This window comes from Pseudomonas sp. SWRI18 (assembly GCF_014268345.1).
Lineage (GTDB): Bacteria > Pseudomonadota > Gammaproteobacteria > Pseudomonadales > Pseudomonadaceae > Aquipseudomonas > Aquipseudomonas cedrina.
Window position 1 is genome coordinate 89,201 of the sequence record NZ_JACCQQ010000022.1, and the last position, 15,931, is coordinate 105,131.

General features: G+C 61.6%; 19 protein-coding genes. 1 reads left to right on the forward strand and 18 read right to left on the reverse strand.

The annotated features are described in order from the left end of the window. Nucleotides 1–35: 35 nt before the first annotated feature. From H0Z09_RS21870 to H0Z09_RS21955, 18 genes are all read right to left on the reverse strand, one after another. On the reverse strand, nt 36–1,058 hold the full coding sequence (locus tag H0Z09_RS21870) for an ADP-ribosylglycohydrolase family protein (RefSeq protein ID WP_186693398.1): 1,023 nt from the start codon (nt 1,056–1,058) through the stop codon (nt 36–38). Next, on the reverse strand, nt 1,055–1,768 hold the full coding sequence (locus H0Z09_RS21875) for a GntR family transcriptional regulator (RefSeq protein WP_076949571.1): 714 nt from the start codon (nt 1,766–1,768) through the stop codon (nt 1,055–1,057). Before H0Z09_RS21875 ends, H0Z09_RS21870 begins: the two co-directional genes overlap by 4 nt. A 70-nt stretch (nt 1,769–1,838) precedes the next feature. Next, nucleotides 1,839–2,399: a DUF1285 domain-containing protein gene (locus tag H0Z09_RS21880; protein ID WP_186693407.1), complete on the reverse strand. Its 561-nt coding sequence runs from the start codon at nt 2,397–2,399 to the stop codon at nt 1,839–1,841. Nucleotides 2,400–2,414: 15 nt separating this feature from the next. Next, nucleotides 2,415–3,020 (reverse strand): DUF4823 domain-containing protein, encoded by a 606-nt coding sequence (locus H0Z09_RS21885; protein WP_076949573.1) that lies wholly within the window; start codon nt 3,018–3,020, stop codon nt 2,415–2,417. 203 nt (nt 3,021–3,223) lie between these two features. Beyond that, nucleotides 3,224–4,192, reverse strand: coding sequence for a radical SAM protein (locus tag H0Z09_RS21890; RefSeq protein ID WP_186693409.1), 969 nt, complete (start codon nt 4,190–4,192; stop codon nt 3,224–3,226). Between the two features lie 116 nt (nt 4,193–4,308). Continuing rightward, nucleotides 4,309–4,962: a TetR/AcrR family transcriptional regulator gene (locus H0Z09_RS21895; protein ID WP_076949575.1), complete on the reverse strand. Its 654-nt coding sequence runs from the start codon at nt 4,960–4,962 to the stop codon at nt 4,309–4,311. Nucleotides 4,963–5,406: 444 nt separating this feature from the next. After that, entirely contained in the window at nt 5,407–6,192 is a 786-nt protein-coding gene (locus tag H0Z09_RS21900; protein WP_186693411.1) for a TatD family hydrolase, read from the reverse strand. A gap of 56 nt (nt 6,193–6,248) precedes the next feature. Further along, nucleotides 6,249–7,238 (reverse strand): DNA polymerase III subunit delta', encoded by a 990-nt coding sequence (locus tag H0Z09_RS21905; protein ID WP_186693413.1) that lies wholly within the window; start codon nt 7,236–7,238, stop codon nt 6,249–6,251. Next, nucleotides 7,231–7,863 carry a dTMP kinase gene (gene tmk, locus H0Z09_RS21910; protein ID WP_186693416.1) on the reverse strand — a complete coding sequence of 211 codons (633 nt, stop codon included), beginning with the start codon at nt 7,861–7,863 and terminating at the stop codon, nt 7,231–7,233. The genes H0Z09_RS21905 and tmk overlap by 8 nt, the downstream gene beginning before the upstream one ends. A 17-nt stretch (nt 7,864–7,880) precedes the next feature. After that, on the reverse strand, nt 7,881–9,017 hold the full coding sequence (mltG, locus tag H0Z09_RS21915; protein ID WP_186693418.1) for an endolytic transglycosylase MltG: 1,137 nt from the start codon (nt 9,015–9,017) through the stop codon (nt 7,881–7,883). A 1-nt stretch (nt 9,018) separates the two neighbouring features. Then, the gene (gene pabC / locus H0Z09_RS21920) at nt 9,019–9,834 is read right to left on the reverse strand and encodes an aminodeoxychorismate lyase (RefSeq protein WP_186693459.1); all 816 of its coding nucleotides are present in this window, start codon (nt 9,832–9,834) and stop codon (nt 9,019–9,021) included. After that, nucleotides 9,834–11,078, reverse strand: coding sequence for a beta-ketoacyl-ACP synthase II (fabF, locus tag H0Z09_RS21925; RefSeq protein ID WP_186693420.1), 1,245 nt, complete (start codon nt 11,076–11,078; stop codon nt 9,834–9,836). The genes pabC and fabF overlap by 1 nt, the downstream gene beginning before the upstream one ends. 129 nt (nt 11,079–11,207) lie before the next feature. Then, complete coding sequence (gene acpP, locus H0Z09_RS21930) at nt 11,208–11,444, reverse strand: acyl carrier protein (protein WP_003175607.1); 237 nt, start codon at nt 11,442–11,444, stop codon at nt 11,208–11,210. 191 nt (nt 11,445–11,635) lie between these two features. Next, nucleotides 11,636–12,379 (reverse strand): 3-oxoacyl-ACP reductase FabG, encoded by a 744-nt coding sequence (gene fabG / locus H0Z09_RS21935; protein WP_186693422.1) that lies wholly within the window; start codon nt 12,377–12,379, stop codon nt 11,636–11,638. Nucleotides 12,380–12,410: 31 nt separating this feature from the next. After that, the gene (fabD, locus tag H0Z09_RS21940; protein ID WP_186693424.1) at nt 12,411–13,349 is read right to left on the reverse strand and encodes an ACP S-malonyltransferase; all 939 of its coding nucleotides are present in this window, start codon (nt 13,347–13,349) and stop codon (nt 12,411–12,413) included. Nucleotides 13,350–13,475: 126 nt separating this feature from the next. Beyond that, complete coding sequence (plsX, locus tag H0Z09_RS21945; protein ID WP_186693426.1) at nt 13,476–14,486, reverse strand: phosphate acyltransferase PlsX; 1,011 nt, start codon at nt 14,484–14,486, stop codon at nt 13,476–13,478. Between the two features lie 4 nt (nt 14,487–14,490). Beyond that, nucleotides 14,491–14,673 carry a 50S ribosomal protein L32 gene (gene rpmF, locus H0Z09_RS21950; protein WP_003179396.1) on the reverse strand — a complete coding sequence of 61 codons (183 nt, stop codon included), beginning with the start codon at nt 14,671–14,673 and terminating at the stop codon, nt 14,491–14,493. Nucleotides 14,674–14,686: 13 nt separating this feature from the next. Further along, on the reverse strand, nt 14,687–15,217 hold the full coding sequence (locus tag H0Z09_RS21955; protein WP_057721115.1) for a YceD family protein: 531 nt from the start codon (nt 15,215–15,217) through the stop codon (nt 14,687–14,689). A 105-nt stretch (nt 15,218–15,322) separates the two neighbouring features. Here H0Z09_RS21955 and H0Z09_RS21960 point away from each other — a divergent pair, with 105 nt between their 5' ends. Further along, a complete protein-coding gene (locus H0Z09_RS21960; protein ID WP_186693428.1) occupies nt 15,323–15,901 on the forward strand; it encodes a nucleoside triphosphate pyrophosphatase in 579 nt (192 codons plus the stop codon). The last annotated feature ends 30 nt before the right edge of the window (nt 15,902–15,931 follow it).

Genomic DNA, 15,931 nt, shown 5'->3' on the forward strand with positions numbered 1-15,931 from the left:
GTGGTTGTTGGCAAATACTTCCTGACTCGACTCGGTCAATGTGGGAGCTGTGGTGCGTATCGAATTTTGAGCAGGCCCTGAACCAGCAGCTCCAGATCCAGGCCATTGACCTGCTTGACCTGCTCGATCATCCCCTGCGGCCAGCACTGCATGCCCAGGCACGCACCCAGCATCGCGCCGAGAATCGCGGCGATGGTGTCGGTGTCGCCACCCAGGCTGGCGGCCACACACAGCGCCTCGAAAGCATCCAGCTCACCCACCGCCACTTGCTGGGCCAGGGCAAACGACACCACCACCGATTCCTGGGAAGCCACGGAAGTGCCGATCAATTCATACAACAGGTCAGCGAACAGGGCCTTGTCGCCGCTGCCGACGCTCAAGGTCCGTGCCCAACTGATGCGCGTGGAGATTCGCCCGCCAGCCACCCAGTGGCCATGGCCTTCCGCCTGTTGGGCAAGCTGGGTACCGAGGTTCAGCGCTTCGCCCAGGTCGACGCCGTTAATGCCGGCAGACACCACCGCCGCCACCGCCGCCGCGCTGGAGATGCCCAGTGACGTGTTATGGGTGACCTGGCAGGCCTGGATCACCGCCTGAATAAACCGCACCGGATCGCTGACATCGGCCGCGATCCCCACCGGCGTGATACGCATCGCTGCGCCATTGGTGGTGCCATAGCGCCCGGACTCTTCCGGCGTATGGCCAGCAAGGATCATGTCGATCGCACGCTTGGTGGAAGGGCCGAGCAAATCCTGCGAGCCCTTGGCGCGCATCACTGCTTCCCAGTCGATCAGGCGCTGGGCCAGCACGGCGGGTTCGATCGTGCCCCGGCCTTCGACCAGCAACTCGCCCACCAGGATCGCCTGCTCGGTATCATCGGTGATGGAACCGGCGGGCATGTTCGGCGCAATGGGCTGGTCGGCGTCGGCTGCTTCCAGGCCAGTGATGGCACCGAAACGTGCCCGCACCTGCTCGCGGCTCAAGGATTGGGTCGGCATGCCCAGGGCATCGCCCAGGGCCAGGCCGTAGAAGGCGCCGAGGGCGCGATCGTGGGAAGTCATTTCGAATGTCCAAATTGAAGGTGCAGGCGAAAATGCAGCGGGTCGAGCAAGCTTTCGACGTATTCCATGAAACGTTCGCGACGGTCGTAGGTGGTGCGCGACGCTTTCAGGAACACCGTGCCCGCCGGGCGACCCAGCAGTTCGGCGTCTTCATCGCTGAGAGGCTCGGCGCCGATCCATTGGTCGCCTTCGGCGCCTATGTAACCGTAGGCCGCCAGGGTAATGGTCAGAGAGTTATCGATCAGGCCGACTTTCGGCAAGCTGTCCAGCCCGCCGGAGGCCGGCATCAGCGAGCGTTCCAGGGACACGGCGGTGCCATCGGTGGTACGGCGACGGCGGTCGAGAGCGATGAACTGGTCGCTGCCGAAACGGCTGAACAGGTCCGGGCGAGTCACGGCTTCCAGGCGCAGGATATCGGTGTTCACCCGTGCGCCGGTGTCGGCCAGGGCCTGGGCCCAGCCGCTGCGCTGGTCGAGCACCATGCCGTCAAAGGTGACGATGGAGCCGACGCCGCTCTGGGTTGCGATGTAGTGGCGTCGCTTGAGTTCAGCCAGGGCTTCACGCAGGGTACCGCGGCTGACCGCGAACTCTTCGGCCAACTGGTGCTCGCCCGGCAGCAGGAAGCCATCGGCCATTACCCCACCCTCGATACGGCGGATGAGTTCGTCGACGACGCGTTTTTTCTTATCAAATCGGACATGTCTAATCATGTACAAATTGATAACCGAAAGTGCGCGATCACGGCAAGCGAATTATTTCAATCGGATGAAAAAACCGGCCTCAGGGCTCCAGGCCAATACGGAAAAATTCCCCGGCACTCCAGACACCCAGCCAGTTCTGACCGTTGAATGGACGGCTCACCGCCAGTTCCACCAATTGATAGAACACGTTGCGATGTACCAGGGCTTCAAGGTTGGTGCGCACCCGCAGGTACGGCGAAGGTTCCTGGGTGACGGGATCGATCACCACCCGTAACGGGTGTTCGATGTCGGCGTCGACCTGTTCGTCGACATTGGTGGTAAAGCGCAGCACCTGGCTTTCGCCCTGCCCTACGGCCTCCAGGGTGACCGCCACGAACGGCGCGTCATCGACGCGAATGCCGACCTTTTCCACCGGTGTGATCAGGAAATAATCATCGCCATCGCGGCGGATGATGTTGGAGAACAGCTTGACCATCGGCTTGCGCCCGATCGGCGTGCCTTGGTAGAACCAGGTGCCGTCTCGGGCAATGCGCATGTCGATGTCGCCGCAGAAATCCGGGTTCCACAAGTGCACCGGTGCCGGTCCCTTGCCTTTGGGCAGTTGGGCCAGCAGGTCGTTGGCCTTGGCGGAATCGGTCATGGGCTTCTCCGTTCTTTACTGATTACTCATGCCCAGCAAGCCTCGGGCGTACTGGGCCAGGGGACGAGCAATCAGGTCTTCTGGCTTGTTGTCGTGGAACGTCAGTAAACCGCCACGACTGCGAATACGTGCGGTATCAATTAAATACTGGGTGCTGGTCTCGATCAACATGATCTGGATAACACCGTTGTCCAGGCCGAGGCGGTCCAGCGCCTCCTGGTCGGCCCATTCATCCGCGTTGCCGATACGGTCATCGGCCTTGGCGAAGCGGCAGTACAGCAGGTAATGGGCACCGGCTGCGCGGGCCTCGGACATAGCCTGCTCCAGGCTTTGCGGCTGACGGGCGCGGCGTACCATGGGGAAATATTCGACGAAGCCGTTGAAGGCTTCTTCAGCCACCACGTTCGGGCGTGGATAGGCACTGCCCGGTGGCACGAAGGCGCCCTGGGCGATGAAGATAAAGGAGTCCGGCTGTACGCGAATCGAGGCGGTACGACGGGTATCGCTGTGGTCCAGCAAGCCGGCATCGCTCATCTGATAGCGGGTGCCTTCGGCCATATCGCTGACGGTCATGCAACCACTCAGCGTCAACGACGCCAGCAACAAAACCAGACTACGCATCCTAATCCTCCAGAGGCCGGTGACGGAAAACCGGCGAATGGGCGTGAGATGCAGGTTCTGCGCCAGCTCGAGGGCAACACATAGCAAATGTGGGAGCTGGCTTGCCTGCGATGGCATCAACTGGGTATGCCTGATGTACCGAGTTGTCTGCATCGCAGGCAAGCCAGCTCCCACATTGGATGTGTATCGATCAGGAAATAGTGTCAGCCGCCAATGATTTTCATGATGGTGGCGCCGCCCGAGAACGCCACTTCCTGCTTGTCGCCCAAGGCTTTCATCAACAGGCCTTGCAGCGCCGGCAGTGCCTGGTGGCGCGGCTTGTCCAGCAGGTCGCCGACATAGTGGCGGTTGCTCGACGACAGGCAGCCATGCAACCAGCCGGTGGACGACAAGCGCAACCGCGAGCAGGTACGGCAGAACGGCACGCTTTCGTTGGCGATCACGCCGAAGAAGCCCTTGCCTGGCACTTCATAGCGCACCGCGGTGGCGTCCACGGGGGCATTGGCTTGCAGGTATTCATGCTGTTCGCCGATGAGGCCCAGCAGTTGCTGCAAGCTGACGAATTGCTGCAGGAACGCGTTGGAATCCTTGGCCAGGTGGCCCATGCGCATCAGCTCGATAAAACGCAACTCGTAGCCACGTTCCAGGCAGTAATCGAGCAGCGGCATGACCTGGTCTAGGTTCTGGCCACGCAACGGCACCATGTTGACCTTGATCTTGATCCCCTCGGCGCGGGCCTGGTCCATGCCATCGAGCACGGTCGCCAGGTCGCCGCCACGGGCGATGCTGCGGAAGGCGTCGGGGTTCAGGGTGTCGAGGGAGACGTTGATGCGCTTGATCCCGGCCTCCACCAGCAACGGCAGTTTGCGCGCCAGCAGCTGGCCGTTGGTGGTCAGGCTGATATCACTGAGGCCCATCTGCCCCACGGCGCCCATGAAGGCTTCCAGTTTGGGGCTGACCAGCGGCTCACCGCCGGTGATGCGCAGGCGGTCTATGCCTGCGGCCTCAATCAGGTACGCCACGCCACGCGCCATGGCCTCGGCCGAGAGTTCGTCCTGGGCAGCCACCAGCCGCTTGCCGTTAGGCACGCAATAGGTACACGCGTAGTTGCAGGCTGAGGTCAGGCTGATCCGCAAATTGCGAAAACGCCTGCCTTGACGATCAACGATCATGGATCACTCCGGCAGAGGATAAAACGGGGCGCACTAAAAGCTGACTGATAACTCAGCTTTTAGCAAGCGTCCTTGCCCGAGTATATTCCTGGGGTACTGCGCGTGGCAGCAAATCATTACGTGGAGGGCGATTCGACGGCCGGCGGCTCGGAACTGTGCTTGCGCTTGTTGCCCATGCGCACGCCAATATCCATCAGGAATTGGAAGAAACCTTCCTGATCTTCCAGCACATTACTCCAGAACGGCGAGTGGTACAGCGCCACGGCGCCGTGTACCAGGGCCCAGGCGGCGCAATAGTGGAAATACGGCGGCACGTCTTCGAGCTTGCCTTCGCTGATGCGGCCCTTGATCAGCAAGGTCAGGCGTTCAAAGTTCGAGGCGCGGATCTTGTGCAACTCCTCGACCATTTCCGGCACTTGATGGCCCTTGACCACCTTTTCTTCCAGGCGGTCGAACAGGCGGTAGCGCTGCGGATCGCGCATGCGGAACTCGAAATAGGCGCGGGACAGGGCTTCCTTGTCCTTGTCCACATCGGCCGAATGCAGCAGCTCGTTCAAGTCGCGCTCGTAGTCGAGCATCAGGCGCAGGTAGATCTCGGCCTTGGACTTGAAGTGCTTGTAGATCGTGCCTTTGCCGATACCCACGGCATCCGCGATCATCTCGACGGTGACGCTGTCTTCACCTTGTTCGAGGAACAGCTTGAGCGCGGTGTCGAGAATTTCCTGCTCACGGCGGCGAAACTCACGGACCTTACGGGGTTCTTTGTGCATGAGGAAGAGGTCTGCAAAGGTCGAAATAGGAAGGGTTGCGCAGGCCACGGACACGCGGCGATACGATTTACCCGCTGCGAGGGATTATCCCGACTGAACGGTCGCTGGGCAATGTTTATGTGAACCCGCAACGCACTTTACTTTCAACACGCCAACGATTTCGTTGATATCAGTCAGAAATAATACGCAACAACCGCACTTGTGTACCTGCCTGATGAGAACTCAAGGGAAGTACCCGTATTCCAAATCTGTTTAAAAAACGACCAATCGCGACTGGACTCAACCGGATACTGATCAATACTTCAAAGGTCGGCGTGACATCTCCCCCAAGTGAAGCGCCGACCTGGGTACCAACGGACCGCGTGCCCTTGTTTTACTCCTAATGGTCTTAACCCGGATTCACCCCCCAGAACCCGGGTTTTTTTTGCCTGCGATTTGCTCGCGTCAGCCAGCTACATGCGCCAGCGGGAACAGGCGCTTGAAGTTCTGCGTGGTCTGTTCGGCAAAGCGCTCGTAGGATTCACCGCGCAGCATCGCCAGGTAATCCGCCACATCGCGCACATACTCCGGCAGGTTCGGCTTGCCACGATGAGGAATGGGCGCCAGGTACGGCGAATCGGTTTCCACCAGCAGGCGGTCGGCCGGCACCTGGCGCGCGACGTCGCGCAGAGCGTCGGCGTTGCGGAAGGTGACGATGCCCGACAGGGAAATGTAGAACCCCAGGTCCAGGGCCGCCCTGGCCATGTCCCAATCCTCGGTGAAGCAGTGCAACACGCCGGCCTGGGGCAACGCGGCTTCACGCAGCAGGGTCAGGGTATCGGCGCGCGCGCCACGGGTGTGGACGATCACCGGTTTGCCGGTCTGCCGGGCGGCTTGCAGGTGCAGGCGGAAGGAAGCCTGCTGCAGCTCGGCGGCTTCGGGTTCGTAGTGGTAATCCAGGCCGGTTTCGCCGATGGCCACCACGCGCGGGTGGTTGAGTTCGGCCAGCAGCCAATCCAGGGCTGGGGCCTCACCCGGCTTGAGGTCAAGCGGGTGGATGCCCACCGAACAATCCACGTCGGCATAGCGATCAGCCAGGGCTTTGACGTCGGCCGCGTTTTCGGCACTGACACCAATGCACAGGAAGTGCCCTACCCCGCGTTGACGCGCAGCGTCGAGGGCAGCGTCAAGGGAACCGCCGTGCTGGGCAAGGTCGAGGCGATCAAGATGGCAATGGGAATCTACGAGCATAGGGGTCTTCAGTCACAAAAGTGTCTGGCCAACGATACACCCGTCGGCCACGGAATTTAACGCCGGCCGAGCAAGCCGACCCACTGCACCAGCAGCGCTTCAAGTAACAGCACGCGGTTGAGGTTGGCCTTGCCGAGCACCTTCTGGCGTTGGGCCAGGATCCAGTCCTGGATAGTCAGCACCTTATCCTGGGCGCTCTTTTGCGCGAGGTACTGCACCACTTTGCGCATGTCCGGCAGGCCCAGGCCGTTTTCGTCCTGAGTCAGCTGGTAGCGCAGGATCAAGCTAGACCAGTCACAGAACCAGTCGAACAGCAGCAACAGGGGAATGTCCTTCCAGGCGCTTTCAGCCAACTGGGTGGCGGAGACTTCCTGCTTGATCAATTTCTTTACGCCATCCACTACCAGCGCCCGCTGCTCGCGCACGCCCTGGGCGTGCAGCTTGACCGCAGCCAGCGGCGAGCCCGCCGCCAGTGTCAGCAACTCGACCCGTTCGTCCTGGCCGCACTCCAGCAGCGCCTGCGCCAACCACTCAAGGCTCATAGCCTCGCTCGGCAATGGGCACGCCTGCTGTACGCAGCGGCTGCGGATGGTTGGCAACAAACGGCTGGACTGGTGGCTGACCAGCAGCAACACGGTATCGCCGGACGGCTCCTCCAGGCTCTTGAGCAAGGCGTTGGCGGCGTTGATGTTCATCGCCTCCACCGGCTCGATCAACACCACCTTGCGCCCGCCCATCTGCGCGGTCTGCACCACGAAGCTGACGAGGTCACGCACCTGGTCGACCTTGATCGCCTTGTCGGCTTCCTCGGGTTCGAGCAGGTAGTTATCCGGGTGGCTGCCGGCCTTGAGCAACAGGCAGGATTTGCATTCGCCGCAGGCTTCCAGGTTGACAGGGTGCCGGCACAACAGACTGGCCATCAAGCGCTCGGCGAGCGCGCGCTTGCCGATGCCGATCGGGCCATGCAGCAAATAGGCGTGGGCGTGCTGGGCACGCCCGGCCAGTTGTTGCCACAGGCTGTCTTGCCATGGGTAGGCTTCAGCCACGGGCGCGCTCCAGCAGGTCCGGCAACAGCGCATCAATGGCCTGCTGCACAAGGGCCAGCGGTTGGGCGGCGTCCAGCAGGAAATAACGCGCAGGCTCGGCGGCGGCACGCTTGAGGAACGCGGTGCGTACGGCGTCGAAGAAGGCTTGGCCTTCCAGTTCGAAACGGTCGAGACGACCTCGGGCGCTGGCCCGGGCGAGGCCCACTTCCACCGGCAGGTCGAATACCAATGTCAGGTCCGGACGCAAGTCGCCCTGGACGAAGGTTTCCAAGGCAGCGATGCGCGCCAGGGACAGGCCTCGCCCCCCGCCCTGGTAGGCGTAGGTGGAGTCGGTAAACCGGTCGCAGATCACCACGGCACCGCGCGCCAGGGCCGGGCGAATCACCTCGGCCAGGTGCTGGGCACGGGCGGCGAACACCAACAGCAACTCGGTGTCCGGGTTCATCTGCTCGTCCCCCGGCGTCAGCAGCACTTCGCGGATACGCTCGGCCAGCGGCGTGCCACCGGGCTCGCGGGTCAACACCACTTCGATGCCTTGGGTGCGCAAGCGCTCGGCCAGGTAATCGCGGTTGGTGCTTTTGCCGGCGCCTTCGGGGCCTTCCAGGGTTATAAACAAGCCAGTCACGGGCAGTCCTTAGTCAATTATTGCGAGCTTTGCGGCGCGGCGGTGTCCGGCACAGGTTCGGCCTGCGTATCAGTTGGCACAGGTTCGGCTGGCGGCGTGGGTTCTTCCAAGGGCTTCACCGCCGGTGCCGGGCTGGAGCGGTAATCGGAGCGGCGCTTGAGCTGGAACTCGCGCACGGCGGCATTATGCGCATCCAGGTCGTCGGAGAAAATATGGCTGCCGTCGCCCCGGGCAACAAAATACAGGCTGCTGCCCGCGACCGGGTTCAGCGCGGCGTGGATCGCCTCGCGGCCGACCATGGCGATGGGTGTCGGCGGCAGCCCTGCAACCATGTAGGTGTTGTAGGGGTTGGCTTCCTTGAGGTGGGCACGGGTCAACTTGCCGTTGTAGCGTTCGCCCAGGCCGTAGATGACGGTCGGGTCGGTCTGCAACAGCATGCCGACCTTCAAGCGCCGCACGAATACGCCAGCGATCTGCCCACGCTCTTCGGGCACGCCGGTCTCTTTCTCCACCAGGGAGGCCATGATCAGCGCTTGATAAGGGTCGGTGTACGGCACATCGGCGGCGCGCTTGCTCCACTCCTGGGCAAGTACATCGTCCAGGCGGCTGTAGGCTTTTTTCAGGAATTCGACATCGGTCATGCCACGCACGAAGCGGTAGGTATCGGGAAAGAACCGACCCTCGGGGAACACGCCGGGGTGACCGAGCTTGTCCATCACTTCGCTGTCGCTCAGGCCCGAGAGGGTCTGGACAATTTTTTCATGCTTGGCCAGCGCCGAGCGCACCTGGCGAAAATTCCAGCCTTCGACCAGGGTCAGGCTGTATTGCACCACTTCGCCACGCTGCCACAGGCCGATCAGGCCCTGCGCAGTCATGCCGGGGGTCATGCGGTATTCGCCGCTGTGCAAGGGCTGGCCGTCGAGGTTGAAGCGCCAGTACAGGCGCAACCAGAAGGCGCCTTCCAGCACGCCGTCCGCCTCCAGGCGATTGAAGGTGCCGGTCGGGGTCGCCCCGGCCGGAACGTCGAGCAATTGCTCCTGGGTCAGGTTCAAGGGCTGCTTCAAGGCAGAATCGAACTTCCAGGCGCCGTAGCCCAACAGCAACGCCGCCGAGAACAGACCGATCAGCAGCAGTACAACCAGTTTTCGTATCAACTCAAATATCCAATAGCGCGCGAACAATGCCCTGCAGTTTACGGGTGAGCGGGCCAACCGGCCAGCTCATAGCAGCGTACCCACGCACCGGCCAGATGCCATACACGCTGTTGCAGACGAAGACTTCGTCGGCCTGCTGCAGCTGTTCAAGACTGATGTCGGCCACGGCCACCGGGAGGCTCAGCGTTTGGGCCTGGGCCAGGATCTCGGCACGCATCACCCCGGCAACGCCGCAACGCGTCAGATCAGCGGTTAGTAACAAGCCGTTGCGCACGAGGAACAGGTTGCTGAATACACCCTCGATGACGCGTCCGGACAGATCCAGCATCAAGCCTTCGGCATGCTCAGCGTCCTGCCACTCGGCGCGGGCGATCACCTGCTCCAGGCGATTGAGGTGCTTGAGACCGGCCAGCAGCGGCTGCTCGGCCAAACGGGTAGCGCATGGAAACAAGCGGATGCCGTCGGTTCCATGGGCGTTGGGATAGGTAGCAGGCGGATTGCCCTGCAAGATACGGCGCACCGGCGCGCCGGGGTTGACGCCATACCCGCGCAGGCTGTCGCCGCGGGTGAGGATCAACTTGAGAACACCGTCGCCCAGGGCGGCGGCATAGGCCAGCACTTCGCTGCGGACCAGCACGTGATCCACCATCAGGGCGAGCCGCCTGCAACCCTCTTCGAGGCGCTGCAGGTGACGGTCGAGCAGCAGGGGCTGCCCGGCCTTGACGGCGATGGTCTCGAACAGTCCATCGCCGTACGCCAGGCCACGGTCTTTCAGGGGCACGCTGTCCGCTGGCTGACCGTTGACCCAGCTCTCCATCACTCGGCGAACCGGCGGAACACCAGGGAACCGTTGGTACCGCCAAAACCGAACGAGTTGGAGATGACCACGTCGATCGGCATCGGCTGCGCTTCGTGAGGCACGAAGTTCAGGTCGCAGCCTTCGTCCGGCTCATCGAGGTTGATGGTCGGCGGAGCGACCTGATCCTTGATCGCCATGACGCTGAAGATCGCCTCGACCGCGCCCGCAGCACCCAGCAAATGGCCGGTCATGGACTTGGTGGAGCTAACCGCCAGCTTGTAGGCATGCTCGCCGAACACCGACTTGATGGCTTCGGCTTCCGCCAAATCGCCGGTCGGGGTCGACGTGCCATGGGCGTTGATGTACTGCACCTGGTCCGCATTGACCTTCGCATCACGCAAGGCGTTGGTGATGCAGCGCGCGGCACCCGCACCGTCGGACGGTGGCGAGGTCATGTGGTAGGCGTCGCCGCTCATGCCAAAGCCGATCAGCTCGGCGTAGATGGTGGCGCCACGCGCCTTGGCGTGCTCCAGCTCTTCCAGCACCAGGGCACCAGCGCCGTCGGACAGCACGAAGCCATCACGGCCCTTGTCCCAGGGACGGCTGGCACGGGTCGGCTCGTCGTTGCGGGTCGACAGCGCACGGGACGCGCCGAAGCCGCCCATGCCAAGCCCGCAGGCCGCCATTTCGGCGCCGCCGGCGATCATCACGTCGGCTTCGTCATAGGCGATGTTGCGCGCCGCCATGCCTATGCAGTGCGTGCCGGTGGTGCAGGCCGTGGCAATCGCGTAGTTGGGCCCCTGTGCGCCCAAGTGGATGGACAGGAAACCGGAAATCATGTTGATGATCGAACCCGGCACGAAGAACGGTGAAATTCGACGGGGGCCGGAATCGTGCAACGTGCGGCTGGTTTCTTCGATATTGGTCAAACCGCCAATACCCGACCCCATGGCCACGCCGATGCGCTCACGGTTGGCGTCGGTGACTTCCAGGCCGGCGTTGCGCACCGCCTGAAAACCGGCTGCCAGGCCGTATTGAATGAACAGGTCGAGCTTGCGGGACTCCTTGATCGAGAGATATTCCTCGACATTGAAGCCCTTTACCGAGCCGCCAAAACGGGTGGAATAGGCAGAAAGGTCCGTGTGTTCGATCAGACCAATACCACTGCGGCCAGCCAGAATGCCCTGCCAACTGCTTGGCACATCCGTGCCCAGTGGCGACAACATACCCATACCGGTGACTACGACGCGTCTACGCGACACAGCACTCTCCTTTTTCTTGATGACGACACTGTGCATCAGAACCGACTTTTCATCAGTGCTTAAAGAAAAAACCGCACGCCGTTACAGCAGTGCGGTTTTTCCCTGACAGCAAGCGACGACTACAAACTATTACGCCTGGTGGCTAGTAACGTAGTCGATGGCAGCTTGAACAGTAGTGATTTTTTCAGCTTCTTCGTCCGGGATTTCGGTCTCGAATTCCTCTTCCAGAGCCATCACCAGCTCAACGGTGTCAAGGGAATCGGCACCCAGGTCTTCTACGAAGGAAGCCGTGTTGACCACTTCTTCTTCCTTAACGCCCAATTGCTCGGCGACGATTTTCTTGACGCGCTCTTCGATGGTGCTCATACCTTGTTTAACTCCTAATGGACAAATTCAGGCAGCTGGCCAGTGGGTAAGTGTATAGAAAGCCATTTCAGCTTTTCAACTGAAAGCTTCACCCTGTACCCGGTCGGCCACCTGCCTATAAATTAAGTTGCAGCTTTATAACGGATTTTAGACAGCTCGTATGACATTTTTTTGAAGCGATCCGTCACAATTTAACTCATGTACATCCCGCCGTTCACCGGGATTGTAGCCCCAGTCACGTATGCCGCACCGTCGGATGCCAGGAAAGTGACCACATTCGCGATCTCTTGAGCCTGGCCCAGGCGGCCCAGCGGAATCTGCGTCAGCAAGGCTTCACGCTGTGCTTCAGGCAGTTCGCGGGTCATATCGGTGTCGATGAACCCTGGGGCCACCGAATTGACCGTAATCGACCGCGAACCGACTTCACGCGCCAATGCACGGCTGAAACCTTCCAGACCGGCCTTGGCGGATGCGTAGTTTACTTGGCCTGCGTTGCCCATGGCACCCACTACGGAGCCAATATTGATAATTCGACCCCAACGCGCCTTGGTCATGCCACGCAAAACGCCCTTGGACAGGCGAAACAGACTGTTCAAGTTGGTATCGACCACGTCGTACCACTCGTCGTCTTTCATGCGCATCATCAGGTTGTCGCGGGTGATACCGGCGTTATTCACCAGAATGGCCGGCGCGCCGAACTGTGCAGTGATCGCGGCCAGTACCGCGGCCACGGACTCATCGCTGGTCACATTCAGCTCAAGGCCGGTGCCTTGGACGCCGTTTTCCTTCAGGGTCGCGGCGATACGCTCGGCGCCCGAGGCGGAGGTGGCGGTGCCGATCACCACGGCACCCTGACGGCCCAGCTCCAGGGCGATGGCCTGGCCAATGCCACGGCTGGCGCCGGTAACCAGTGCAACTTTACCTTGCAGACTCATGCAGGCTTCTCCTAAGTTCGGAAATAAAGGCTCAGGCCAGGGCTGCGCGAGCGGCAGCAAAGGCGTCAGGTGTATTGAGGTTGGCCGTCGACACGCCGTCGGCGCAGCGCTTGTTCAAGCCGGCCAGGACCTTGCCCGGGCCGCACTCGACCAATTCGGTGGCGCCATTGGCGGCCAGGGTCTGCACCGATTCAACCCAGCGTACGGGCTTGTAGAGCTGCTCCAGCAGGTCGCGCTTGAGGGTGTCGAGGTCGGCGGCCACGGCGGCGCTGACGTTCTGCACCAGCGGGATCTGCGGCGCCTGCCAGTTGATGGCGGCGATGGACTCGGCAAAACGCTCGGCCGCCGGGCGCATCAGCTCGCAGTGCGATGGCACGCTTACCGGCAACGGCAGCGCACGCTTGGCGCCACGCGCCTTGCAGCCTTCGATGGCGCGCTCGACCGCCGCCTTGGCACCCGCGATGACCACTTGGCCAGGGGAGTTGAAATTCACCGCGCTGACCACTTCGCCCTGTGCGGCTTCGGCACAGGCTTGGATGACCACGGCATCGTCCAGGCCGAGGATAGCGGCCATGCCGCCCTGACCGGCCGGAACGGCTTCCTGCATCAATTGGCCACGACGTTCGACCAGCTTGACCGCCTCACCGAGGGTCAGGCTGCCCGCCGCCACCAGGGCGCTGTACTCGCCCAGGCTGTGACCGGCAACAAATGCCGGGCGCGCGCCGCCTTCAGCCAGCCACAAGCGCCACAGGGCGATCGAAGCGGTCAGGATGGCCGGCTGGGTCTTGTCGGTTTGATTGAGTTGCTCTTCCGGCCCCTGCTGGGTCAGCGCCCACAGGTCGTAACCCAGGGCATCGGAAGCTTCCTTGAAGGTGTCCAGAATCAGCGGATATTGCGCGCCCAGCTCGGCCAACATGCCGAGGGACTGCGAACCCTGCCCTGGAAAGACGAATGCGAGGGATGTAGACATGTAACAAGCCCCTAATGATCTGGTCGCCAAAAATGCGCACGCCTACGGTGGGCGCGCACGAAACTGACAGATTGGATGGTCAATTGAACTGGCCGGTCACATTTAAGCACTCCCGGGCCGATTCGCCTAAGGCAACAGGTCCTCGAGACGGCCGCGCAAGCGTTGCGGCAGGTTTTCCTGGATCTCGATCACGGCCCGCGCAATCGCGCTCTGAAAGCCCTCGACGCCTGCCGAGCCATGGCTTTTTACCACAATGCCCTGCAACCCCAGGAAACTCGCGCCGTTATGACGCGCCGGGGCCAGGTCGGCCTGCAGGCGGCGCATCAACGGCAGCGCCAGGGCGCCGACCAGGCGCGACGCCAGGTTCTGCTTGAACAAGGCTTCGATACGCGTGGCAATCATGGTCGCCAGGCCTTCGCTGGACTTGAGCAGGATGTTGCCGACAAACCCGTCGCACACCACCACATCGGCTTCGCCACGGTACAAACCGTCACCTTCGACAAAACCGATGTAGTTCAAGCCCCGCGCGCCCTGTAACAACGCAGCGGCAAGCTTGACCTGCTGATTACCCTTGATGTCTTCGGTGCCGATGTTCAGCAAGGCCACCCTGGGGCGGGCCACGCCCAGTGCTTCGGCGGCCACGGAGCCCATCACGGCGAACTGGTACAGGTGCTCGGCACTGCAATCGACGTTCGCGCCCAGGTCCAGCAACTGGCAGTAGCCTTTCTGCGTCGGAATCGCCGCCACCATCGCCGGCCGGTCAATGCCCGGCAAGGTCTTGAGCACAAACCGCGACAATGCCATCAAGGCCCCGGTATTGCCGGCACTGACACAGGCCTGCACCTTGCCGTCGCGCAACAGCTCCAGGGCCACCCGCATCGAAGAGTCAGGCTTGCCGCGCAGGGCTGCCGCCGGCTTTTCATCCATGGTGATGGTTTCGCTGGCCGGCGTAATCGTCAGGCGCGCGCGATCCACCGCCGGATGGCTGGCAATCAATGCTTCAAGTAAGGAGGGTTGACCGACGAGGGTCAGGTGCAGCGAGGGTGTTGCAGCCAGGCTGGCAATGCAGGCCTGAACAATGCTGCGGGGACCGAAGTCCCCGCCCATTGCGTCTATCGCGATGACTAGAGCAGACAAGTGATTACTCGTCAGCGCCCTTGTCGATCACTTTACGGCCACGGTATACGCCTTCTGGCGATACGTGGTGACGCAGGTGAACTTCACCGGTGGTCTTTTCCACGGACAGGGTGCTAGCCTCGAGAGCGTCGTGCGAACGGCGCATGTCACGGGCGGAGCGGGATTTTTTGTTCTGCTGAACAGCCATAATTGATTAACTCCTAAACGTTTGGGTCACGCTTTAACTGCGCCAATACACTGAACGGGTTGGACCGCGTTACCTCGTCCTCGCTCGGTTCGGGCTCGTCATCGAGGCCCGCCGGCTGCTGGCATTCTTCCGGATGATGAGCAGGCACAATGGGCAAGGCGAGCAAAAGCTCCTCCTCGATCAGTGCATGCAGATCCAAAGGATCTTCGCCCAGTTCCAGCACGTCATAACCTTTCGGCAACGACTGGGTATTCGCACCCTCCTTCACCACGGCATAACTGCACTCGCTGTGGATCGGCAGGGTGACCAGCTCAAGACAACGCTGGCAAACCATTTTGACTTCGGTGTCGATAAGGCTGTGGATCACCACAGATTTACGTTCATCTCGTTCAAAAACGAATTTGGCCTGGACCGCACCGACAGTGTCGGAAAGCGAGTCGCAGAGTCTCTCCAAATCGGCCAGCGGCAATTCACCTTGAAGGGAAGTGCCACGATCAGCCAATTTGCGCGGGTCAACGTGAGGTGGAATCGGGTCATTCAACATAGGCGCAGCATTATAGGGATGCACCCGGCCATGTCAAAGGAAATTCAGCCCTGTGCGTCAGCCGGTCGCCCCGCTAGAATCCGTGGCCGCCCAGAGGAGACGCCCATGCTGCCTTTATTACTCGCATCCAGCTCGGTTTATCGCCGGGAATTGCTCAGCCGCCTGCACCTGCCGTTCATCTGCGGCTCGCCGAATATCGACGAAAGCCATCGCGAAAATGAATCCGCCGTGGAGCTGGTCAAGCGCCTGGCAGAACAGAAGGCACGGGCCTTGGCTGCCAGCTATCCGGGGCACCTGATCATCGGTTCAGACCAGGTCGCCGCGCTGGAAGGCCGCATTATCGGCAAGCCCCACACCTTCGAAAAAGCCCGCGAACAACTGTTGGCCGCCAGCGGCAAGCGCGTGAGCTTCCTCACCGGGTTGGCGCTGCTGAACAGCGAGACGGGGCGCTGCCAGGTCGATTGCGTTCCTTTTACCGTGCACATGCGCGAGCTGGACGTGGAACGCATCGAACGCTACCTGCGGATCGAAGAGCCGTATGACTGTGCGGGCAGTTTCAAGGCCGAGGGGCTGGGTGTGAGCCTGTTCCAGAGTACCGAAGGGCCGGATGCGACGAGCCTTGTCGGCTTACCGCTGATTCGCCTGGTGGACATGCTACTGGCCGAAGGCGTACAAATCCCCTAAGAACACCACAAAACCACTGTGGGAGCGGGC